17 protein-coding genes are annotated in these 20945 nt (G+C 68.5%); 7 read left to right on the top strand and 10 right to left on the bottom strand.

Features of this window, described 5'->3' with window-relative positions; translation table 11 throughout:
- Nucleotides 1-7 precede the first annotated feature (7 nt).
- The 6 genes from K2W61_RS03755 (at nt 8) to K2W61_RS03780 (ending at nt 5016) form a co-directional block, all read left to right on the top strand.
- Nucleotides 8-1048 carry an aminoglycoside phosphotransferase family protein gene (locus K2W61_RS03755; RefSeq protein WP_175141932.1) on the top strand — a complete coding sequence of 347 codons (1041 nt, stop codon included), beginning with the start codon at nt 8-10 and terminating at the stop codon, nt 1046-1048.
- On the top strand, nt 1048-1734 hold the full coding sequence (gene murU, locus K2W61_RS03760; protein ID WP_175131122.1) for an N-acetylmuramate alpha-1-phosphate uridylyltransferase MurU: 687 nt from the start codon (nt 1048-1050) through the stop codon (nt 1732-1734). Before K2W61_RS03755 ends, murU begins: the two co-directional genes overlap by 1 nt.
- A gap of 158 nt (nt 1735-1892) precedes the next feature.
- Entirely contained in the window at nt 1893-2591 is a 699-nt protein-coding gene (locus K2W61_RS03765) for a DUF6776 family protein (RefSeq protein ID WP_175131121.1), read from the top strand.
- Between the two features lie 120 nt (nt 2592-2711).
- Nucleotides 2712-4346 carry an FAD-dependent monooxygenase gene (locus tag K2W61_RS03770; protein ID WP_236755071.1) on the top strand — a complete coding sequence of 545 codons (1635 nt, stop codon included), beginning with the start codon at nt 2712-2714 and terminating at the stop codon, nt 4344-4346.
- Nucleotides 4343-4564, top strand: coding sequence for a hypothetical protein (locus K2W61_RS03775; protein ID WP_236755072.1), 222 nt, complete (start codon nt 4343-4345; stop codon nt 4562-4564). The genes K2W61_RS03770 and K2W61_RS03775 overlap by 4 nt, the downstream gene beginning before the upstream one ends.
- Nucleotides 4561-5016, top strand: a complete 456-nt coding sequence (locus K2W61_RS03780) for a MarR family winged helix-turn-helix transcriptional regulator (protein WP_175131118.1) — start codon at nt 4561-4563, stop codon at nt 5014-5016. Before K2W61_RS03775 ends, K2W61_RS03780 begins: the two co-directional genes overlap by 4 nt.
- Nucleotides 5017-5070: 54 nt before the next feature.
- On the opposite strand, the gene K2W61_RS03785 is transcribed toward K2W61_RS03780, so the two are convergent.
- From K2W61_RS03785 to K2W61_RS03795, 3 genes are all read right to left on the bottom strand, one after another.
- The gene (locus K2W61_RS03785; protein WP_175131117.1) at nt 5071-5397 is read right to left on the bottom strand and encodes a 4a-hydroxytetrahydrobiopterin dehydratase; all 327 of its coding nucleotides are present in this window, start codon (nt 5395-5397) and stop codon (nt 5071-5073) included.
- 99 nt (nt 5398-5496) lie between these two features.
- Complete coding sequence (locus K2W61_RS03790) at nt 5497-6144, bottom strand: YiaD family glycine zipper/OmpA-like lipoprotein (protein ID WP_175131116.1); 648 nt, start codon at nt 6142-6144, stop codon at nt 5497-5499.
- A 114-nt stretch (nt 6145-6258) separates the two neighbouring features.
- The gene (locus K2W61_RS03795) at nt 6259-6921 is read right to left on the bottom strand and encodes an HAD family hydrolase (RefSeq protein WP_236755073.1); all 663 of its coding nucleotides are present in this window, start codon (nt 6919-6921) and stop codon (nt 6259-6261) included.
- Nucleotides 6922-7203: 282 nt separating this feature from the next.
- Between K2W61_RS03795 and K2W61_RS03800 the strand changes: the two genes are divergently transcribed.
- The gene (locus K2W61_RS03800; RefSeq protein WP_236755074.1) at nt 7204-7827 is read left to right on the top strand and encodes an FMN-dependent NADH-azoreductase; all 624 of its coding nucleotides are present in this window, start codon (nt 7204-7206) and stop codon (nt 7825-7827) included.
- Between the two features lie 24 nt (nt 7828-7851).
- On the opposite strand, the gene K2W61_RS03805 is transcribed toward K2W61_RS03800, so the two are convergent.
- From K2W61_RS03805 to tssF, 7 genes are read right to left on the bottom strand one after another with little or no spacing between them, the layout of a single operon-like run.
- Nucleotides 7852-8460: a hypothetical protein gene (locus K2W61_RS03805; RefSeq protein ID WP_175131113.1), complete on the bottom strand. Its 609-nt coding sequence runs from the start codon at nt 8458-8460 to the stop codon at nt 7852-7854.
- A gap of 12 nt (nt 8461-8472) precedes the next feature.
- Nucleotides 8473-11616: a T6SS effector BTH_I2691 family protein gene (locus K2W61_RS03810; RefSeq protein ID WP_236755075.1), complete on the bottom strand. Its 3144-nt coding sequence runs from the start codon at nt 11614-11616 to the stop codon at nt 8473-8475.
- Nucleotides 11613-12560, bottom strand: a complete 948-nt coding sequence (locus tag K2W61_RS03815) for a DUF4123 domain-containing protein (RefSeq protein ID WP_236755076.1) — start codon at nt 12558-12560, stop codon at nt 11613-11615. The genes K2W61_RS03810 and K2W61_RS03815 overlap by 4 nt, the downstream gene beginning before the upstream one ends.
- Entirely contained in the window at nt 12557-15256 is a 2700-nt protein-coding gene (locus tag K2W61_RS03820) for a type VI secretion system Vgr family protein (protein WP_236755077.1), read from the bottom strand. Before K2W61_RS03820 ends, K2W61_RS03815 begins: the two co-directional genes overlap by 4 nt.
- Nucleotides 15257-15273: 17 nt before the next feature.
- Nucleotides 15274-17979: a type VI secretion system ATPase TssH gene (gene tssH, locus K2W61_RS03825; protein WP_236755078.1), complete on the bottom strand. Its 2706-nt coding sequence runs from the start codon at nt 17977-17979 to the stop codon at nt 15274-15276.
- 22 nt (nt 17980-18001) lie between these two features.
- On the bottom strand, nt 18002-19093 hold the full coding sequence (gene tssG, locus K2W61_RS03830; protein ID WP_236755079.1) for a type VI secretion system baseplate subunit TssG: 1092 nt from the start codon (nt 19091-19093) through the stop codon (nt 18002-18004).
- On the bottom strand, nt 19057-20895 hold the full coding sequence (gene tssF, locus K2W61_RS03835) for a type VI secretion system baseplate subunit TssF (protein WP_175131108.1): 1839 nt from the start codon (nt 20893-20895) through the stop codon (nt 19057-19059). Before tssF ends, tssG begins: the two co-directional genes overlap by 37 nt.
- Nucleotides 20896-20945: the final 50 nt, after the last annotated feature.

Consider the following 20945-nt stretch of genomic DNA (forward strand, 5'->3'; position numbering starts at 1 on the left):
ATCATCCTTGAAAAACGATCACGACCCCCGCCTGGAGCAGATCCGCGCCTGGCTGCAAGGCCTGCCCGCCGCCCTGGGCCTGGCGGTGGATACGCTGCGCCCCGCCTCTGCCGATGCCAGTTTCCGTCGCTATTTCCGCCTGGACGCCGCCGGCCGCACCCTGATTGTGATGGACGCCCCGCCGCAGCACGAAGACTGCCGCCCATTCCTGCACGTGGGCCAGTTGCTGCGCGATGCCGGCCTGAACGTGCCCGCCGTCATCGAGCAGGACCTCGGCCAGGGCCTGCTGCTGCTGTCCGACCTGGGCGAGCAGACCTATTACCAGCGCATCCAGGACGGCGTCGACGACGCCCGCCTGCAATCGATGTATCGCGATGCCCTGGCGGCGCTGGTGCGCCTGCAGCAGGCCAGGACTACCGGCCTGGGCGCCTATGACGCTTCGCGGCTGGCCGAGGAGCTCAAGCTGTTTCCCGAGTGGTACGTGCAGAAGCACCACGGCGCCACGCTCGACGACAAGACCGCGCAGGCCCTGGAGAAGATCTTCGCCCTGCTGTCGGCGAGCAATGGCGGCCAGCCGACCGTGCTGGTGCACCGCGACTACCACTCGCCCAACCTGATGGTCTGCGACCAACCGCAGTATGGTCCCAACCCGGGGGTGATCGACTTCCAGGACGCCCTGGCCGGGCCCATCACCTACGACCTGGCATCGCTGGTTACCGACGCCCGCACCACCTGGGAAGAGCCGCAACAGTTGGACTGGGCCATCCGCTACTGGGAAATGGCGCGCGCGGCCGGCCTGCCGGTCGACGCCGACTTCGCCGAGTTCCACCGCGCCTATGAATGGATGGGCCTGCAGCGCAACCTGCGCATCCTGGGCGTGTTCGCGCGCCTGAACCACCGCGACGGCAAGGCCCACTACCTGGCCCACATGCCGCGCGTGAACGCCTACGTGCGCCAGGTGGCGCAGCGCTACGGCGTCTTCACGCCCCTGCTGCGCCTGCTGGACAAGCTCGACGACCGCCAGGTCAGCGTCGGATACACCTTCTGATGCGCGCCATGATCCTGGCCGCGGGCCGCGGCGAGCGCATGCGGCCGCTGACCGACCGGTTGCCCAAACCCTTGCTGCCCGTCGGCGGCAAGCCGCTGATCGCCTGGCATCTGGAACGGCTGGCCGCGGCCGGCTTCCAGGACGTGGTCATCAACCACGCCTGGCTCGGCCACGAGATCGAACGCGCCCTGGGCGACGGCTCCGCCTTTGGCCTGCGCCTGCGCTATTCCGCCGAGGGCACCGCCCTGGAAACCGCCGGCGGCATCGCGCAGGCCTTGCCCCTGCTCGGTCCGGACCCTTTTCTGGTGATCAACGGCGACGTCTGGTGCGACTGGGATCCGGCCGCCGCCGGCATGCAGGCGGCGCGGCTGCCCCCAAGCGGCGCCTGGCTGCTGCTGGTGGACAACCCGCCGCAACACCCGCAAGGAGATTTCACGTTGCAGCGCGACGGCCGGGTGGGCGCTGACGGCGAGCCCCGTTTGACCTTCTCCGGCATCGGCGTCTACCATCCCATGCTATTCGCGGGCGTGGCCCGCGGCACGGCCGCCCGGCTGGCGCCGCTGTTGCGGCAAGCCATGCAGCAGGATCGCGTGCGCGGCGCGCGCCACACCGGCCGCTGGGTCGATGTGGGCACCCCTCAGCGGCTCGCCGATCTCGACGCCGAACTGGGTTCCGGCCTGGCCTGAGGCCGGGCCGATGCCCACATATTTCACAATATCAAGGTGCGCAACCAGGCTTGTCCGCGCACCCAACGCACCCGGTTAACCGGGTATTCTCTGACGCTTTGGTCGGCGCGCGCGGCGCGCGGCCAGGCATTACCACAGGGTGTTTTCTAGGAATGGGGATGTTTGGAAGATCACAACGGGCCGTATTCAAGCCCTCCGTATACCAACCGGGCCAACGCACGCGCCGCATGCCGCGCTGGCTCGTCCTGCTGCTGGTGGGCATCGCCCTGGGCGCGGGCGGCGTGCTCTTCCTGCAGACCAACTACGGCCCGCAACGGCTGACCGTGGAGCAATCCGAGCAACTGCACACCGAACTGAGCGCGTCCAAGCTGGAGAACCAGCGCCTGCAGAGCCAGCTCGAAGAAGCGACCCAGCAGCGCGACGCCAACAAGGCCGGCCATGAGAAACTCACCGCCGACCTGGCGGACGCCCGCGCCAAGCTGGAAACGCTGAACAAGGAACTGGTGCTGTTCCAGGATGCCATGCCGCCCGATCCCCGCGGCGGCAATCTGGGCATCCGCTCGGCCACCTTCAAGCGCCAGCCGGGCCTGCTCGATTACCAGGTGCTGGTCATGCGCGAAGACCGCAGCGCGCCGGCCTTCAAGGGCACCCTCACCTTCGCGATCGAGGGCAGCTACACCAACGGCCGCGCCGCCACCGTCACGCCGGACGGCCCGGCCCTCGATGTCGACCGCTACGATTACGCGTTGGGCCAGCTCAAGCTGCCCGATGGCTTCACTCCCAGGGTGGTGGTGCTGCGCGTCATGGACGGCAATCAGAAGCAGCAAGCCATGCGCATCTACAACGTGCGCAACTGAGCGCCGCCGTCTCCAGGAAACCCGCCCATCCGGCGGGTTTTTTTGTGCCTGCGCAAAATGGTTGCGCCCACAACCAAGCAAGCGATATAGTTGCGCAAACAACCAAAATTCGGAGACTGCATGACACTGCCTTCCCGCGTGCCTGTCCTGATCGTCGGCGGCGGTCCGGTCGGGCTCACCCTGGCCGCGCTGCTGGCGCGCTACGGCATTGCCTCGCTCACGCTGGAGGCCGACGACAGCTATTGCAGCGGCAGCCGCGCCATCTGCATTTCGCGCCGCTCGCAGGAGATCCTGTCCTGGACCGGCGCCGACGCCGCGCTCACCGCCACCGGCCTGCCCTGGACGGGGGGCCGCAGTTACTACCGCGACCGCGAAGTGCTGCGCTTTGACATGCCGCACGATCCGCTGCAGCGTTTCGCGCCCATGGTCAATATCCAGCAGTACTTCGTCGAGGAATATGCCCATCAGGCCATGCTGCGGCAACCGGGCCGGGCGACGCTGCAATGGGCCGCGCGCGCCGTGGCGGTACGGCCGGAAGCGGACGGCGTGCGGGTCGAGGCGGACCTCGACGGACAGCGCCGGACGATCCAGGCCGACTGGCTGGTGGCCTGCGATGGCGGACGCAGCAGCGTGCGCGAGGCGTTGGGCCTGAAACTGGAGGGCATGCAGTACGAAGGCCGGTACGTCATCGTCGATATCGAGCAGGCCTCCAGCCGCCCGGTCGAACGGCTGGCCTGGTTCGACCCGCCCTCCAATCCCGGCTCCACGCTGCTGATGCACCGGCAGCCCGGCAATGTCTGGCGGGTCGACTACCAGATCCGCGACGACGAGGACGCGGCCGAGGCCGTCAAGCCCGGCAACGTGCTGCCACGGGTGCAGAGCCACCTGGACATGATCGGCGAAACGGCCCCCTGGAAGCCGCTGTGGATCTCGCTGTACAACGCCAAGTGCCTGACGCTGGAACGTTACCGCCACGGCCGGGTGCTGTTCGCCGGCGATGCCGCCCACCTGGTGCCGATCTTTGGCGTGCGCGGCCTGAACTCGGGGCTGGATGATGCCGGCAACCTGGCCTGGAAGCTGGCCTGGGTGCTGCGCGGGCAAGCGCAGCCGGACTTGCTCGATAGCTACAGCGACGAGCGCGTCCACGCCACCCGCCAAAACCTGGCCTACGGCGCCAAGAGCACCGAATTCATGGCGCCGCCGGATTATGGCTTCCGCCTGATGCGCGAAGCCGCCTTGCGGCTGGCGCTGACGGACGAGCATGTGCGCCCGCTGATCAATCCCCGCCAGTCGGCCCCCATCGCCTACCCCGGCTCGCTCTTGAACCTGGCCGATGGCGCGCCACGCCAGAGCCCCGGCGCCGCCCCCGGCCAACCGGCGCCCGACCTGCTGCTGGCCGACGCGGACATGGCGCCATGCTATCTCAGCGCCTGCTTCGGTCAGGGCTTCGTGCTGCTGGCCTGCGCGCCCGACACCGCGCAGGCCCAGCGCCTGCGGGCGCTTGCCGGCGCCACCCGGACGGCGCCGGATCCGCTGCGGCTGCTGCCCGTCGGCGGCGCCGCGCCCGACGCCTGGGGGGATCCCCACGGCCATCTGCGCGACCGCTTCGGCGCGCGCCCCGGCAGCGTGTACCTGCTGCGGCCCGACGGCTACGTGCTGGGCCGCTGGGACCACCCCGACGACCGCATACTGCGCGCCGCCCTGGCGCCCTATTACCCGATGATCCCTGCCACCGCGCCGGAGCCCCACGCATGAGCAACGATGAACTGGATCAGGTCTATACCCGAATGGCGCAGACCTTGACGCGCGTCGGTCCGGCCCAGGCGCCGCTATTCCTGTCGATCCTGGGCCTGGCCGCGCTGGCGCGGCTGCCGGACGCCTCGACCGCCGCCGCCTTGCTGGCGCAGGCCGAGGCGGCCTGCGCGGACCCTGTGGCACACTATTCCAACGCCACCGCCGACCGACCGACGTGACCCCGCCCGCCCTCGAACGCTTCCTGACCTACCGCCTGCACACGATCAACAAGATCACGGATCGGGATACGAACCGCGCCTACCTGCAGGACTGCGGCATTCCGCTAGGCGAAGCGCGCTGCCTGGCCGCCATCGGCCGCTATGCGCCGCTGTCGGTCAATGACCTGGCCCTGGCGGCCAACCTGAACAAGGGCCAGGCCAGCCGTTCGGCGCAGGCGCTGGCCGAGCGCGGGCTGATAGAAAAAAAGGACTCGACCGCCGACGGCCGCGGCGTCGTGCTGTCGCCTACCGTCGCCGGCCAGGCGCAATACCGGCGCATCATGGATCTGATCGCGCGCCGCAACGAAGAAATCTTCGGCTGCCTGAGCGCCGACGAACAGCGCCAGCTGGGCGACATGCTCGATCGCCTGATCGCCCATCAGCGCCAGCGTCCCGGCACGCCGCAAGACTGACCCGCGCTCCGCGGTCCGTGGGATCCCGCCCCTGACAGGCGCCTCGCACAGGCCCTAGCCCGCCGCCTTGGGGGCGGTCGCGCCGAATTGCGCGGCCACTTCATCCATGAATTGCGCCATGCGCACATCCAATTCGGTCACGCCGCCGGCATCATGCGTGGTCAGCATCACGTCGACCCGGTTGTAGACATTGGTCCATTCGGGGTGATGGTTCAGCTTCTCGGCGAACATCGCCACCCGCGTCATGAAGCCGAACGCGGCGTTGAAATTGGCGAAGCGAAAGCGCTTTTCGATGGCATCGCGCATGGCGACGGCCTGCCACCCCGACAGGGCCGCCAGCGCGATGTCGCTACCGATGCGCGCAGGGGGAAACATACTCATGACGAACTCCAGGAAAGGCCTGCGGAACCATGCGCCGAGGCACGCGCGGGCCGGCGTCACCGCCGATGGCCCGCCGGCGCGCATGGCGGTTGCCGGGCGCTATTGCCTGACCGCGTACAGATAGATTTCGACGCGGCGGTTGAGCGCCCGGCCTTCGGCGGTGGCATTGTCGCCGATCGGATCGCTCGGTCCGCGTCCCTCGATCGACAGGCGCGTCGCGGCCACGCCCTGCCGCGCCAGATAGTCGGTGACGCTGCGCGCGCGGTTCACCGACAGCGTCTGGTTGTGCGCCAGCGCGCCCGTGCTATCGGTATGCCCCACGACCTTGGCGCGCAGTTCGGGATGCTGGTTGAGCGCACGCGCCACGCTGTCGAGCACCGGCAGCAGCGCCGGCTTGAGGTTGGTCTTGTCGGTATCGAAAGACACATTGCTGGGGATATTGACCTTCAGGCTGCCATCCGGCATTTCAACCACGTCAATGCCCAGCGAAGTCGCTCCCGAGCGCTGCACGTCGTCCTTCACCACCTTCCAGTTGTAGCCGATCAGGCCGCCGGCCACCGCGCCTATGCCGGCTCCCACGGCGGCGCCCGTGCCGTGGCCGATCAGGGCGCCGATGCCGGCCCCCACCGCCGCACCCGCCCCCGTCCCCACCGCGGTATTGGTCTGTTGCTGGGTGGCGCACCCCGCCACCAGGGCTCCTGAAGCCGCGACTACAGCGATACGCTTGAGCATGGTTCCCGAGTACATGACAACCTCCACGATCCTGTCGGTGTGCCGGCACCATGCCGGCAGGATCATGTTACGCCCGGGCCCGCCCGCCATGTCAGCCGGACGCGCGCAACAGTTTGTACCGGCCGGCGCTCAGCCCGGCGCCGCACCGGGCGCCGCCAGCCACGGCAACACCCCCTCGAGCCGCGGTGACTGCGCCGCCGGCGCCGGCGCGCCCTGCGGCAAGGCCAGGCCGACACGGTTATGCCAATAGGTGCGTAGCCCGACCTTGCGGGTGCCGAACAGGTCATACCCCGAACCGGCCACGAACGCCGCCTGCGATGCCGGCGTTTCGAGGCGCGCCAGCGCCATCTGGTAGGGGCGCGGATCGGGTTTGTAGTAGCCCGCCTCTTCCGAGGTCACCACCACGTCCCACGCCACGCCCAGCAGCGCGGCGGCGCGATGCCCCAGGCGCCGCGAACAGTTGGTGACCACGCCGAGCCGGCAGTGCGGCCGCAACGCGGCCAGCAACTCGCGCGCGCCATCCCATACCGGCAGATCGTCCCAGCCGCTCTCCAGCGCCTGCGGCGCGCTGGCCGGCAGGCCCACCGCCGTGGCGGCGGCCTCGACCAATTCCTCATAAGGCCGATAAGCGCCGCAGCCATAGGTCAGCCGCAGATACTCGGCGCGCCAAGCCCGGCCCTTGGCCTCGGAACCCGCTGCGCCATTCCACACCGTCCAGGAATCGAGCAACGCCGTCAGCAGATCGAACAGGACCACCCGCGGATAGGCGGCGGACGGGGCAAGAACGGACATGGCAGGCACTCCCAGTGATTCGATGCCCTCACTATAGAGACACCGTGCGCCCGCGTGCTTTAGCCGGGATACAGGCTGCTTTAAGTCCAGCATTAATCCCGACTACGACGTCCGCCAACACGCCGCTGGCATGAAGCCGGTTCCGATTATTTGCACTTGCAATTACATCGCGCACCGATACAATCTTTCGACCATACGATTGCAATTGCAATCAAATATCGGGACTTTCGCGCGGCGCCGTCGAAAGGCCACGCCCCCAACTGCGCCACAGGAACCCGCAGCATGCGTCTCTTGCACATCGTGTCTTCGCCCCGCGGCCCCCGCTCGGCATCGTTCGCCATCACCAACGCCTTCCTCCAGGCCTACGGCAGGACATGCCCGGCCCTGGCGGTCGACACCTTGAATCTGTGGGAAGCCGACCTGCCCGAATTCGACAGTGGCGCCATCGGCGCCAAGTACAAGGCCGTCGCCCGCGAGCCGCTGGACGCCGCCGAAACCGCGGCCTGGACGCGCATTGCCGGCCTGGTCCGGCGCTTCGAGCAGGCGCAGCGGATCGTGGTGGGCGTGCCGATGTGGAATTTCGGGCTGCCCTACAAGCTCAAGCAGCTCATCGACCTGGTCAGCCAGCGCGGCCTGTTGTTCAGTTTCGACGGACGCGCCTATGGCCCGTTGCTGCGGATTCCCCGCGCACTGGTGGTGCATGTGCGCGGACAGGGCCACGATCCGGCGGCCAGCCCGGTCGACCCCGGGTTCGCGCACCAGGCCGACTATCTCGACTTCTGGCTCAGGTTCATCGGCGTCCAGGAGGTGCTCCGCGTGATGGTGGAACACACCTGGGACGGGCGCGCCGCCCAGGCCATCGAAGCGGCCAAGGCCCAGGCGGTCGCGCTGGCGCGGGATTTCTAGCGCCCGCGCTTACCGCCGCGCGGCTCAGCCGCGCCTGCCGAACAGCAGCGCCAACCCGAACAGCGCCCCCAGCCCGCCGACGGCGGCCAGCGAAAGCGACGGCTCGCGCAGGTTCAGCGCCATGAGCGCCGCCGCCCCGCCCAGCGCGGTGATGCACAGGCCCACCAGGCGCCCGCCCGCGGAACCATAGAAATGCGTGCGCCGCGCGGCCTCGGTGCCGGCCGGCTGGCGCCTTTGCCACGCCGCCAATGCCTGCTCGAATTCACGCAGCAGGCGTTCACGGCTGGGCAGGTCCACCGCGCTGACCAGCAACGTCGGCCGGCCGGGACGGACCAGCTTGAGATAATCGTCCGTACCCCAACTGGACAAGTCGGCGAAAGCGATCGAGGAACGGCGCGAAAACTCCAGTCCTTCGGCCGTCACCCTCACGGCGTTGCGCGTGGGAAAGCCCTTGAATGCCACCAGCGGCGGCACCAGCAGACCCAGCACCGCCAGCGTGGCCGCCAGGCCCAGCGGACCGCGATTGAACACCACCAGCATGAAGCTGCCTGCCGCCAAGGCGAACGCCAACGGCACCGACAACTGGTGCCACCGGGTGTAGACCGACGCCTGGATCCCTTCGTTGCTATTCATGCTTGAACCTTGTCAATTACTCGCCTTCACGAAGTTTGCGCCATTGCCCCCCACCGGTAGCGCGCGAATGTCGGGCATGCGATCCGGGTCGGGCCAGTATTCCACCTTGATGATCGCCTCCTGGAAGATATCGTCATCGACCAGCACTTCGGTGCGCAGGATCGCGCAACCGTTGCTCACATGGAACTGCACCGACTCGTCCCAAGGCTTGGAGGTGAATTCGATCGACTGGCTGCGATCCTTGCGTATCCAGCGCCAGACATCCGCCCACCCCGGGCGAGCGCTCATGTTGTCGACGTATTGGTCGACGCGATCGGCCCAGGTTTCCTCGCGCGGCCGGCCCTGCACGAGCTGCGCATTGGATGGTCCGCGCGGCTGCAACTCCGGGTCCGCCGAGCGCGGCGAGCCCTTGCTAGACACCACCGCGCTGACACCCTGCCCGACCAGCTTGAGGTTATACGCGTAGTCACTGTGCTCGGAATAGCCCGGCATGGTCACTTCCAGCACCAGGCGGTCGCGGCCGAAGACTTCGCCCTTCAAGAACCCCTTCCAATCCAGCGTCACGCGCACACCGAACACGGCCCGGTTGAAGGCCTCCAGTTCATCTTCCCGCGTTTCGTAGAGCGTGCGGTCTTCCACGTCCTCGAATTGCGCCGAGCGCATGCAGCAGCGCGTGAACCAGATTTCCAGCTCGCTGTCCTTGGCGCTGTCGCCCCAGAACTTGAAGTACAGCCCGGCCGCCAGCAGGCAAAGGCCCAGCGCGATCCAGCCCCACACGGGGATCCCCAACAGCACGGTGCCGCCGCTGGTCAGGCCGACCAGGGCGCCGCCAAAGCCTCCCGCGCCCGCCACGACACCGGCCGTGCTGAGGGCCCCGCCCAGCGAAATCAGCGCCGTGGCGACGCCGGTAAGCCCGGACAGCAACAGGAACACGGACGAGGTCGCATAGGCGCCGCCTGCCTCGTAGTTCTTCACATCATATTGATCGATGGCGCTCAGCGCGTTGTTGGCTCCGTCGACAAACGTAGCCGCCGCCGCGAACACCGCCCCCGCCGTGCGCACGGCAGTCAGGCGCATGTTCAGCTTCAGGTTCATGGTGAAGGCGGTATTGCTGGCCACGCGCGCGCCGATCCCGCCCGCCGTCACTTCGATCGCCACGCTGCCCACGCCCAGCACCCCCGACGTGATACCGAACCAGGCCTTGCGCGCGGCCTTGGCGTCGTGGATGACTTGCGCCTCGCGCAGATCGGAGACCGACGAGTACAGCGCCACCAGCGTCAATACGCCCGTCGCCCCGGCGTTGGCGCCGTCCTTGCTCTTGGCCCATTTGACCAGGCCCGCCAGCGGCGACATGGTGGGCGCGGGCAGGGCCAGCACCGGGGGAGGCGCTGGCAGCGACAGCTGCGGCGATGCGCCGCCGCCAGGACGCGGGCGCGCCGTGGCCGCGCGGTTCAATTGCGCGTCGACTTCCTCGGGAATGATGTAGTTGAACGTGACCGGCGTGGCGCGCTCCGCCTGGGTCCCGATCCAGCCGGCCTGCATCTGCTTGCTCGCGTAGATACCGATGTCGCCTCTCCCGCCCACGGTCAGGGACGTCGGGTCCGGCTCCCAGACGATCTGGTGCATGTCGGCGATCATCCGCGGCACGGTGGTGGTATGCGTGCGCACGGCCACCACGATGTTCATGCGCGCCGACATCGTCAGCGTGACGCGCGCCGCGACGCGTTCAGCGATGGGGTCGCCCGACAAGGTCAGCCGCAGCAACTGCGTCGCCATGAAACGGCCGATCGCCGCGCCCGCCGCCCGCATCGGCGGCAGCTGCCCCTTGGCCGCTCGCGCCTTGAGCCAATCGTTGTAGCTCTTGACCATTCTGCGGACGCTGGAGACCTGCTTGGAGATGACCTTGCCTTTGGCTTCGCGGTCCAGGAAGCCCAGCAGCTCGCCATCGTTCGCCGCCAGCGCCCGCCAGATCGCCGCATAGGTGCTGTCGCTGTCTTCGTCCTTCAGCGAATCGTCGATGGCCTTGTGCTCGCTTTCGACCGCGCCCGCGCCATCCACGCACAGCGCCATGTCTTCTTCCAACCGCTCGCCGGCGGCGGCGTCCTTGGGGGAGTAGGCCTTGAGCGCCAGCCAGAACGTATCGCGGCTATACCACCAGGCCCAGTCCTTGCCTGCCCCCTCGATCTTCTCGCGCATCCGGGAGATGGCGGCCTTGTTGTCGCTGAGCGTCTTGGCGACCTTGCCGGTGTCGATCCGTTCACGCAGGCGACTGAGCTCGTCACCGCTGGAGCCCATCTGCTTTTGCAGGCCGTCGATGATCTGCGCCACACCCACTTCGCGCAGGCGGGTCGGGTCCAGATGGTGCTCGGCCAGCTCGCCCATGCATTTATTGCGCCAGGTCGACACATCCGCCAACACGCCCACGGGATCGCGCAGCGCCAGCACCACGCCGCCCTTGGGCGTCATCTGCCGCATCTTGGCCGCCACCGCCGCGCCTTGGCCGCCGAACACGCTCACGGCCGGCGCCAGGGTATTGCCGAACAGCGTGGCGGCCCCCGCCGCATCGCGAAACTCGATCGCGTGGCTGGCGAGGTTGGCGCCGTCCTCCGCCACGCGAAAGCCAGTCTCGGGCTTGGGATGGCCGCCCGCCCACACCGCCTTGGCGTCCAGCTCCACCATGATCTTCTTGCGCCAGCGCTCGTTGCGCGCCAGATCGCGGCGGATATCGCGCGTCCACCAGACCCGCGAATAACCCACCCACACCGTGCGCGACGCATTGGCGGGGGCCTCGACGTTGATCAGCGTCGATTCCAGCCCATGCCCTTCGCGCGTGCAGGTGAATGTCGGCTGTTCGGCCGGGCGGTTATCGTCGTCGACCGGCACTTCCTTCATCTGGCCCGTGGCGGTCGCCGCGAACGCGCGCCAACCGTAGCTGCGACGCGGGTCCCAGATATACACATACCCGGCCGTGATCGCACGCAGCATGTAGGCGCCCTGGCGCATGGTCTCGTAATAGAGCTCCGGGTCTATATATACGCCATCGGGCAGGTCGTTCTTGCCGCCCGGCACGTACGCGATCCGCATGGGCAGGATGGGCAGCCCCGGCCGGCCGCAGAACTTGCCCTTGCAGGGCAGCGCGTCGTAGTCAGTCGTCATCCTTGCAGCTCCTCCCGTGCCCGCGCCTCTTGCGCGAACACCTGCCAGTCCTCGTCGTCCATATCTTCGGCGGCGCGATAGAGGCGGCCGCCTTCCTCGCGCACTTCGCGCAGCAAGGCCTCGAACGAAGGCGCGCGCTCCAGCGGCGCGGCCAGCCGCAGCCGCCAGGCGGCGAACAGCGCCAGGTCCTCGTCATCGTCGATGCCACAGGCGGCCCCGGCATCCAGCGCGCGCCGCACTGCCTCCAACACCGACGCGTCACCGCGCAGGCCGTCCGCGTTCAAGCGTTGCAGCACGGCGTTGACGCGGCCAAGCCGCGCCAGGCGCGGCCAGTCCGGCGTGGCGGTCTGCATCGGGCCGGGCGTATCCGGCAGCGCCTGCCACCGCCCGAACCCGTCCACGCTCATCCACGTGACGCCCGGTATCCACGAGGCCGGTACCGCGCCCGCATACAGCTCGCCCTGAAATTGCGTGGTGCGCGGATCCCAGAACCGCAGGATGCGCACGCGTCCCTGCGCATCGCGCAGGCGCGCCCGCTGAACCAGGCGCTGCGCGACTTCCGCCAGCGGCAGATCCGTCGCCAGCCAGGCCGACATCGAGCGCGCCCGCCGGGCGGCCGGCGCCGGACGCACGGCTTCATCCACGGCCAGCCGCAGGCTGGCGTTTACCAGACGCTCGTGGCGCAACTCATCCGGCACTTCGGCCAGATACAGGGGCGGCGCGGTGGCGCCTTGCGAAATCAGATCGACCCCGCGGCGCGCCAGGCCGGCCGACTCGATCATCCCAGCCAGCGGATCGGCCAGGGTCGAATCGCACAACAGCAGCACGCGCCGGCTGGCGCATCCGTCCAACACCGCGCGCAGACCCGCGATGGCGCGCTCGACGCTGGCTTCGGCGCTGGCCGTCCAGTACTCGGGGCAGTGGCGCAGGGTGTCCATCGTCATGCCGCCAATGCGCCGCTGCCGGCCGCGTCCTCGAGCGCCGCGGCGCAGCCTTCCAGATCGCCCTGCGGTGGTTGCGCGGGCCCGGCGCCGCTTTGCGGCCCGACCCAGTTATGCACGCCCGCCTTCAGTTCCACCTTGCCGGGCGCATGCAGCTGAATGCCGCCGCCTTCGATACGCATATACGCGCCGGCGGCCGTGGCCAGGACCTTGCGGGCCGCGTTCACCTCCACCGCGCCCTGCGCCGACACCAGTGTCACCGTCTTCTCCGCCGCCAGCCGTATGCGCGCCTTCTGACTGTGCAGCCGCAGCTGCCCGCCCGCCGCGTGCAGGCGGATGCCCTGCTGGTCCACCGCGCGGCCGTCGCCGCCCAGGCCCTTGGTGAACAGCACCACCCCTTGCGCCACGCACATCGACAGGTCCGCGCCCGCCGCCCAATTCACGTCCGGGGCGACCTGGCACAACGTGGCGCCAGCCACCATATAGGCATTGCGCGGCGTGTACTGGCCGATTCCCTTGGGCGCGCTGACCTGGATATGCGGCTGGGTGTAGGCCGGCACGCGCGCCTCGGCCTCGGCCTGGCTGCCTTCCAGGATCCCGCGCACCGCGTCCAACTCGTTCAAGGCCCGCGGCTTGTCCGCATCGCCTGGGAGCCCAGCTTCCTGGCGGCCGGCGGTGGCGGACAATTCGCCGGCCTGCTCGATGGCCGTTTCCATCAGCCTGATGGCCTCTTCGCTATCCAGCAGGCCGCCCGCCGCGTCTTCGCGCTTGTCGGCGCTGATCAGCAGCCCGGCCCCCGCCCGCAACGCCAACGCCTCGCTGGTGGCCAGCTCGGCGCCATGGCCCAGGTCCGACAGCCGCTCGTTATCGCGCTGCTGCTTCAGATGCCCCAGGTTCAACCGCGCTTCGGCCTGCGAGGTCGATGCCGTCAACCGCGACTGGCCCGGCGTGTCGTCCTGCACCAGCTGGTTGTAGCCGCCCATGCCCTGCCCGCTGGCGGCCAGCGCCTGGGTCTTGAAACCCGACATCACCACGTTGTGCGCATGCCCCGCCTCGCTGCCCGCGAACCAGGCGGGCGCGTTGCCGGTGGCCTTGGCCGCGCCGCCCTGCACCTGGTTGATCGCCGCGTTCTCGGCGCCGGCGCCGTTGTACAGGGCGCCAACCACGACGGGGCGGTCGATATCGCCATGCATGAACTGCACCAGCACCTCCTGCCCCAGGCGCGGCACGAAATGCCCGCCCCAGTCCGACCCGGCCACCGGCTCGGCCACGCGCACCCATGTACCCAGGGTGTCGCTGGCCGGCGCGTTGTCGTCGCCGGCCGGATGAACCTGGCGGTTGCTCGACGCGCTGCCGCGCTGCCAATGGAATTGGATCTTGATGCGATGGTCGCGATCGGTATGGACCGGATCGCCGGCGCCAACCACCAGCGCGGTCTGCGCGCCATGCACGGTGGGGCGCGGATGCAGCCGCGCGCCGTGGCCATCGCGCGTGCTGGGCCGGTATTCCAGCGTGGCGGCAATGGCTTCGAAGCGGTTGCGATAGAAGTCCGCCTCGCTGTCCGCGGCTGCGCCCGCCGCGCCCAGCGCCTGCGTCACGGCCCGGCCCAGGCTTTCGTCGAAATTGTTGCGGGCCTCATGGCCGATGGCGATCACCACGAATTCCGCGCCCGCGTCTTGTGACGGCCCCCAGTGTCCCGTCAGGGTGAAGCGCTGCCCCGGCGCCAGGGTACGCGCCGTGCCCTCGCCTTCGTAGCGCGACTGGCGCACGCGCTGCGCCGCCAGCGCGTTGTGCGCCAGCCGCTCGCCCTGCGCGCCATCCTCGAACAGGTACTGCCCGGGGTAGTCCGAGTCCGCCAGTTCCATCGCATTGGCGAACGTGTCTTCGACCTGGGCGCTGGCCTGGCGCGCGTGCATGGCGCGATAGTCCCAGGTGGCCAGGCGCACGGCGTTGGTGCGCCAGGCACGGCTCTGGCGCCAGACCTGGATCGAGTCCTGCGCCTCGGTGGCATCGGCGCGCTGAAACGGGATGCTGTCCTGCGGGCCCGCCCCGAAAGCGCCATTATGGTCGGCGATGACGAGGGTGTGGGCGCCGGGCCCGCCCTCGCCGGCTTCATGCTCGACCCAGTAAAACAGTCCCTCTTCGGCCAGCAGGCGCTCCACGAAGGCAAAGTCGGTTTCGCGGTACTGGATCGTCAGGCTGCGCTTGGCATAGGCCTCGCGGTCCTTCACTTCCCAGCGCCACTGGGGCGCCAGCGCGCCCTGCCCCTGGTAGTCGCCAAACACGCTGTCGACAATGTCGATCACCGACAGATCCTGGAACGCAAAGCTGTCGCGCCGCTGGCGCAGCAACGCCAGCCAAGGCTCGATGCGCAGGCGGTAGCGGGCAAAGCCGCCGTTGGCCCCCTCGAATCGCGCCTCGGTCACCAGGCCGCACCAGACGCGGTGTTCGTCACGTCCCAGCGCCGTCTGCAGCTTCACCTGCGCGGGCTGGCCGATCAGCGACTTCAGCGGAATGTGCGCATCGTCGGAGAGCGCGTCCAGGTGCAGCACGAAGCCGCCATCGCTCAGTTGTTCGCTGCCATGCAGCCGCTCGGCCAGCAATTTGTCCTGCCCCAGCGGCGTCGTCAGGTCCAACAGGCGGTCGGCCTGGGTAAAGCCTGCGCCCAACAGGCTGGCAGCGGCGGATTCAAGGGCCATGTCGGCGTCTCCTCTGGTCAGCTCATCCGGAACCGGAACTCGCCATTCTTGCCCGCGCTCACGCGGACCCTGGCGATGCCTTCACCCTGCGCCATGCGGCTGAGCACCTGCTCGGCAATCTCCGGCAGCAGCGTTCCGTTCAGAATATGGTCGACATTGCGCGCGCCCGTATCCACTTCGGTGCAGCGCGCCAGCACGGCCTCCACCAACGCCTCGTCCCATTCGAATACGGCGCGATGCGTGGCCTGCACGCGGCGGGCGATGCGCCCGAGCTTCAGACCGATGATGTGCGCCAGCGCATCGTCATCCACCGGAAAATACGGAATGGTCTTCATGCGCCCCAAGAACGCGGGCTTGAAGGCCTTGTACAGCTGCGGCGCCAGCAGTTCCGACAGTTGGTCGGGCGACGGGCGCTCGGCGGCCGGCTTGTTCAAGCAGGCCTGCATGATGGCGCCGGAGCCGACGTTGGACGTCAGGATGATCAGCGTGTTGCGAAAATCGATCTCGCGCCCTTCCGCGTCATCCATCACGCCCTTGTCGAATACCTGGAAGAACAGCTCCAGCACATCGGGATGGGCCTTCTCGATTTCGTCCAGCAGCACCACGCTGTAGGGCTGGCGGCGCACCGCCTCGGTCAGCACGCCCCCTTCGCCATACCCCACGTACCCGGGCGGCGAGCCCTTCAGGCCGGAGATGCTGTGGGCTTCCTGGTATTCACTCATATTGATCGTGACCAGCTTGCGCTCGCCGCCATAGAGGATATCGGCCAGCGCCAGCGCGGTCTCGGTCTTGCCCACGCCCGACGGCCCCACGAACAGGAACACGCCCTTGGGCTTGTCCGGATCTTCCAGGCCGGCGCGGGCCGTGCGCACGCGCTGCGCGATGGCGTGCAGCGCGTGGTCCTGACCGATGACGCGCTCGGCCAGCATGGGTTGGAGCTGCAGCACGGTGCGGATCTCGTCGTTCACCATGCGGCCAAGCGGAATCCCGGTCCAGGCCGCGATGACTTCGGCCACGATCTGCCCGTCGACGCACGCCGGCACCAGCGGCTGTTCGCCCTGCAGGGCGCGCAACTCGTCCATCAGGCCGGCCAGGCGCTGCTGCGCGGGCGTCAGCGGGGTCGGCGCCGCCTTGCGCCGGCCCGCGGCGGGCGCCTTGTCCCCGGCGGGGGCGGGAATTTGCGCATCCAGGCCCGCGGCTTCCAGCTCGGCGCGCAGGGCATGAATCCTTGCAACCAGCTCGGTCTCGGCCGCGTGCCGGGCCTCGGCCTCGGCCAGCGTCGCCTCGCCCGCCGCGATCTCGGCATCCAGTTCCGCCAGCCGCGGCTGCGGGCCGCCGGTGGCGGCTTCGCGGCGCAGCGCCTCCCGCTCGGTGCGCAGCCGCGTCAGGCGATGGCGCGCGTCGTCGATCAGCGCCGGCGTGGCGCTGCGGCCCAGCGCCACGCGCGCGCAGGCCGTGTCCAGCACGCTGACGGCCTTGTCCGGCAGTTGACGGCCGGTGATGTAGCGGTGCGACAGCCGCGCCGCCGCAACGATCGCCTCGTCCAGGATGCGCACGCCGAAATGGTTCTCCATCAATGGCGCCATGCCGCGCAGCATCGATGCCGCCAACGCTTCGTCCGGTTCCTCGACCTTGACCACCTGGAAGCGGCGCGCCAGCGCGGCGTCTTTCTCGAAGTATTTCTTGTATTCGCTCCAGGTGGTGGCGGCAATGGTGCGCAACTCGCCGCGCGCCAGGGCGGGCTTGAGCAGGTTGGCGGCATCGTTCTGGCCCGCCTGTCCGCCCGCGCCGATCATCGTGTGCGCCTCGTCGATGAACAGGATGATGGGCGACGGGCTCTGCTTGACCTCGTCGATCACGTTCTTCAGCCGGTTCTCGAACTCGCCCTTGACGCTGGCGCCCGCCTGCAGCAGGCCCATGTCCAGCACCCGCAGCGTCACGCCGGCCAGGGACGGCGGCACGTCGCCCGCCACGATCCGCAGCGCCAGTCCCTCGACCACGGCGGTCTTGCCCACGCCCGCTTCGCCGGTCAGGATGGGATTGTTTTGCCGCCGCCGCGTCAGGATATCGATCATCTGGCGGATCTCGGCATCGCGGCCGATCACCGGATCGATGCGGCCCTCGCGCGCACGCTCGGTCAGATTGGTGGTGTACTGGTCCAGCGCGGGCGTCTGCGACAGGGCCGGCGCGGGCTGCCCGGCGCCGGCCTGGGACGCCACGCCATCGGCAAAGCCGACCGCCTGCCCCGCCTCTTCCGAGCCCTGCGTCAACGCGGCGAAATCATGCTTGAGCGCGTCCAGGCGGAACGATTCGAACAGCGGCGAGCCGCGGCGCGCCAACTGCGCCAGATCGGGCTCCGTCAGCAGCGCCAGCAGCAGATGCCCGGAGCGTATGCGGGTGGTCTGCGTATCCAGCGAGGCGATCAGCCAGGCGTGCTCGAACAGTTTCGGCAAGTGCGCCGAGAACACGGGCGTGCGTGTATTGCCATTCTTGAAACGGCCGATCTCGGCCTTCAGGTCGGCCTCCAGCGCATCGGTATGGATGTGGCAGCGCCGCGCAATGATGCTGACATCGCTGGCCGGCTTTTCCAGCAGCGCCAGGAACAGATGTTCCAGGTCCACTTCGTAATGGCCTTGCGCCATGCACAGGCTGGCCGCGCGTTCAGCGGCCTGGCGGCAGGTCTGGTTCAACTTCCCGATCAAGGTCTTCAGCGGAGTCGCCATGGGTCTCTACGTTGGAATGGGATCAATGAATGGTGTGCAGCTCGTAGCTGGCGTCGTCGCGGTCCTCGTTCGCCGGCCCGCTGCACAGGAACGAATTCCAGCCCAGGCGCACTTGGCCGTCCCCGCCCAGCTGGCTGGGCGCAACGCTCTCGCGCGCCAGAACCAGCCGCACTTCGTACTCGAACGTCATGCCGCCGAACATCGTCAGCAGTTTTTCGAGCGCCTGCGCGCGCTCGCCGCCCGGCAGGAACTCGCCGAAGGCCTGGCGCGACAACGGACCGATCCACAACCGGATGCGCAGGTCGCGCTGCCAGATGCGATCGCCCGCCAGCGCGGACACGCCCAGCACGGCGCCCGGTTGTCCCAACTGGGTACGGTTCTGCGGCGGCACGTCATACCAGCGGCCCACGAACTGCTCCACCCGCAGCGGCACGCCAAAGTAATCCTGCAGCACACGCTGCAGGAACGGCGCCGATACGGGCCGCTGGCGCGCGGCCGCGGCGTAGTGGGCCACGGATTCGTCGAACACCCGGCCGGCGCCATTGTGCAGCCGGTCGCGCAGTGCCGGATGGCCGATGCCGCCCAGGGCCAGCAACAGCGGCAGGTAATGATGGTCCTGCTCGGTTTCATGCCGCAATGACATGCGGTATTTCTTCCAGGCGGCGTAGAACAGCGCCGCCGCCCGGTTCGAGAAAATGTCGAAAAAGGCGCGCGCGCCGCGGTCGCGCCGCAGGCTCTCCCGTTGCGCCAGCATTTCGGAATAATGCAGCGGCAACGCGCCCTGGCCGCCCAGCAGGCCGAAGAAGGCCGGCGTCACGTCCACCCGGCCCAGCCGACCTTCGGCCACCGCGGCCTGGCGCGCCGCCTGGTCGGCCAGCACCTCGCCATTCTTGTCGTACGCCACGGCATCGACAATTTCGCTCGGCGGAAAGCCCAGCCCCGGCGCGTTGGGAAAGCGCAGGTGCACCGGTACGGGGTGACGGGTCGCGCCGCGTTCCTGGCGCGCGAAGCACTGCTCCAGCAGGCGCACCGCCTGGAAAAACTTGAAGCGCTGCGGCTCTGCCAGCAGCGCATCCATCACGCTAGGATGGCGTCGCCGTTGCATGGGGGGCATCGTAGTAATTCCTCCGCGCCGCGGCGCGACAGCACGACCAACTGCACGAAGCTGTTGGCGTGCACATACAGGCCAAAGAACCGGTTGATCACGGCCACGAAGGCATGCAGGCTGGTGCCCACGAAGTGATCTTCATTGACGGTGAGACGAATCTCGATACCGCGCACGAAAGTGGCGAATGGCTCTCCCGGCAGCCAGTGCGTGGCTGGCTTGTAGTCCAGGCCGACCAGGCCTTCGATCTGGCGCGCCGCCACCGCCGACCCCGACAGGTCGTACAGCCGCAGGGTTTCCTTCAAGGCGGGCAGGCCGCTCTGCACCAGCGACAAGTGGTTCAGCGCCAGATGCGAAATCAGCCGCCAATGCGCCGCGCGTCCCTGCTGGAAGCGATGCGAATGCGTCGGCCGGCGCAGCATCCGGATGGCGCGCGCGACGGTGCCGCCTTCCAGGAACAGGTCGCCGCCCGCCTGCCCTACCGCGATCTGCGCCGGCAGGTCGCGATTGGTGCAGGTCAGGTCCAGGCTCAGGGTTTCGGTCTGCGGCACCGACGGATCGAAATCGATATCGACAATTGAAATCTCGGTTTCGTATCCCGGGCTGCGCTGCGCCATCGCGGCATCGCGCCGCATCGTCCAATAATGACCGGCGGACTCCGGCGACTCGCCATGATGCAATGAGTAGAACGGCCGGAAATCCACCACCGCGTCGCCCTGGGCGTTCTGCCGTACCTGGCGCACCCGGTCGATGGAATAGACCTCGTATCCGTAGGCGCGCCGTGCATCGGCCACCACGGGATAGGATTCGGCCGCGTGGGTCACGCGGATCGGATCGGCGCGCTGGGTGAACAGGTTGACCACCGGCGAGCAGCCCAGCCGCAGATTGTCGGCCGAGGTCGACTCCAGTAGCCGCGCCGTATTGGAATCGGCGCGCAGCCCGCTCACCGGCAGGTGCAGCGTGAACTGCCGCGCATTGCCCAGATAGGGGCGCAGCGCCGCCAGGTCGATATCGACGAAATTGAATTTCTCGGCAAAGACGAAATACTCGGCCAGAAGGCGATACGCCGGATGCGAACTGGCCGGAAAATCGATCAGCGCATCTTCCTCGGCCAGTCCGACCTGCGCCAGCGGAATCGCCGGCAAGCGCTCCCAGCGCCCCGGCTGCAGCTCGACATAGGCCGCGGCCGCGCGCAGGAACAAGGCGTCGCGCAGCGCCGCCACGAACGACGGTTCGCCGTGCAGATAAAGGCGCAGCCGGTCGATACCCGGCATGCCGAAATGCTGGCTCTCGCCCAGGCACCCCAGCGTGACCGAGAAGCGGCCGGTGACGCCGGCGGGCAGCTTGGCCGTGGCCGGGGCATTGGCGCTGGACACGAACCCCGCGCGCTGCACCTCGACGGGCGCCAGCGTGACCTCATAAGCCGTGCGGAAGCGGCACGACACGCCGCGCACCGGATGCGATTTCAATTCGGTGCCGCGGCCGATACGCACGGGCGCGGTCAGCTGGGCGCCGGCGCCGCCCAGGTCGAACTGGGCGACGCTGCAGGAGGGAAACGGCCGCAGGTAATGCGGGTACATCACCTCGAAAAGCGCTTCGGTGAATTCTGGGTAATCGTCGTCCAGCTTCTTGTTGATGCGGGCGCTGAGCAAGGCGAACGACTCGATCATGCGCTCGACGTGCGGGTCCTCGCAGGTCTCGCCCGACAGCCCCAAACGCGCGGCGATCTTCGGATAGCGCTCGGCGAAGTCGCGCGACGAGGTTCGCAAGAAGCCAAGTTCGCGCTCGTAATAGGGCAGCAATTCTTCCATTGATGTGTTCCTGTCCGGCGCGCCGGCGCACCTGCGCCACCGACCGATGC

Source organism: Achromobacter pulmonis, assembly GCF_021733725.1.
Classification (GTDB): Bacteria; Pseudomonadota; Gammaproteobacteria; order Burkholderiales; family Burkholderiaceae_B; genus Achromobacter; species Achromobacter pulmonis.

Excerpts from the sequence above, each read along its gene's own strand:
- tssG (WP_236755079.1), bottom strand. The coding sequence starts at position 19,093 with ATGCCCCCCATGCAACGGCGACGCCATCCTAGCGTGATGGATGCGCTG.
- K2W61_RS03795 (WP_236755073.1), bottom strand. The coding sequence starts at position 6,921 with ATGTCCGTTCTTGCCCCGTCCGCCGCCTATCCGCGGGTGGTCCTGTTC.
- K2W61_RS03820 (WP_236755077.1), bottom strand. The coding sequence starts at position 15,256 with ATGGCCCTTGAATCCGCCGCTGCCAGCCTGTTGGGCGCAGGCTTTACC.
- K2W61_RS03800 (WP_236755074.1), top strand. The coding sequence starts at position 7,204 with ATGCGTCTCTTGCACATCGTGTCTTCGCCCCGCGGCCCCCGCTCGGCA.
- K2W61_RS03815 (WP_236755076.1), bottom strand. The coding sequence starts at position 12,560 with ATGACGATGGACACCCTGCGCCACTGCCCCGAGTACTGGACGGCCAGC.
- K2W61_RS03770 (WP_236755071.1), top strand. The coding sequence starts at position 2,712 with ATGACACTGCCTTCCCGCGTGCCTGTCCTGATCGTCGGCGGCGGTCCG.
- murU (WP_175131122.1), top strand. The coding sequence starts at position 1,048 with ATGCGCGCCATGATCCTGGCCGCGGGCCGCGGCGAGCGCATGCGGCCG.
- K2W61_RS03810 (WP_236755075.1), bottom strand. The coding sequence starts at position 11,616 with ATGACGACTGACTACGACGCGCTGCCCTGCAAGGGCAAGTTCTGCGGC.
- tssF (WP_175131108.1), bottom strand. The coding sequence starts at position 20,895 with ATGGAAGAATTGCTGCCCTATTACGAGCGCGAACTTGGCTTCTTGCGA.
- K2W61_RS03775 (WP_236755072.1), top strand. The coding sequence starts at position 4,343 with ATGAGCAACGATGAACTGGATCAGGTCTATACCCGAATGGCGCAGACC.
- K2W61_RS03790 (WP_175131116.1), bottom strand. The coding sequence starts at position 6,144 with ATGTACTCGGGAACCATGCTCAAGCGTATCGCTGTAGTCGCGGCTTCA.
- K2W61_RS03765 (WP_175131121.1), top strand. The coding sequence starts at position 1,893 with ATGTTTGGAAGATCACAACGGGCCGTATTCAAGCCCTCCGTATACCAA.
- tssH (WP_236755078.1), bottom strand. The coding sequence starts at position 17,979 with ATGGCGACTCCGCTGAAGACCTTGATCGGGAAGTTGAACCAGACCTGC.
- K2W61_RS03785 (WP_175131117.1), bottom strand. The coding sequence starts at position 5,397 with ATGAGTATGTTTCCCCCTGCGCGCATCGGTAGCGACATCGCGCTGGCG.
- K2W61_RS03805 (WP_175131113.1), bottom strand. The coding sequence starts at position 8,460 with ATGAATAGCAACGAAGGGATCCAGGCGTCGGTCTACACCCGGTGGCAC.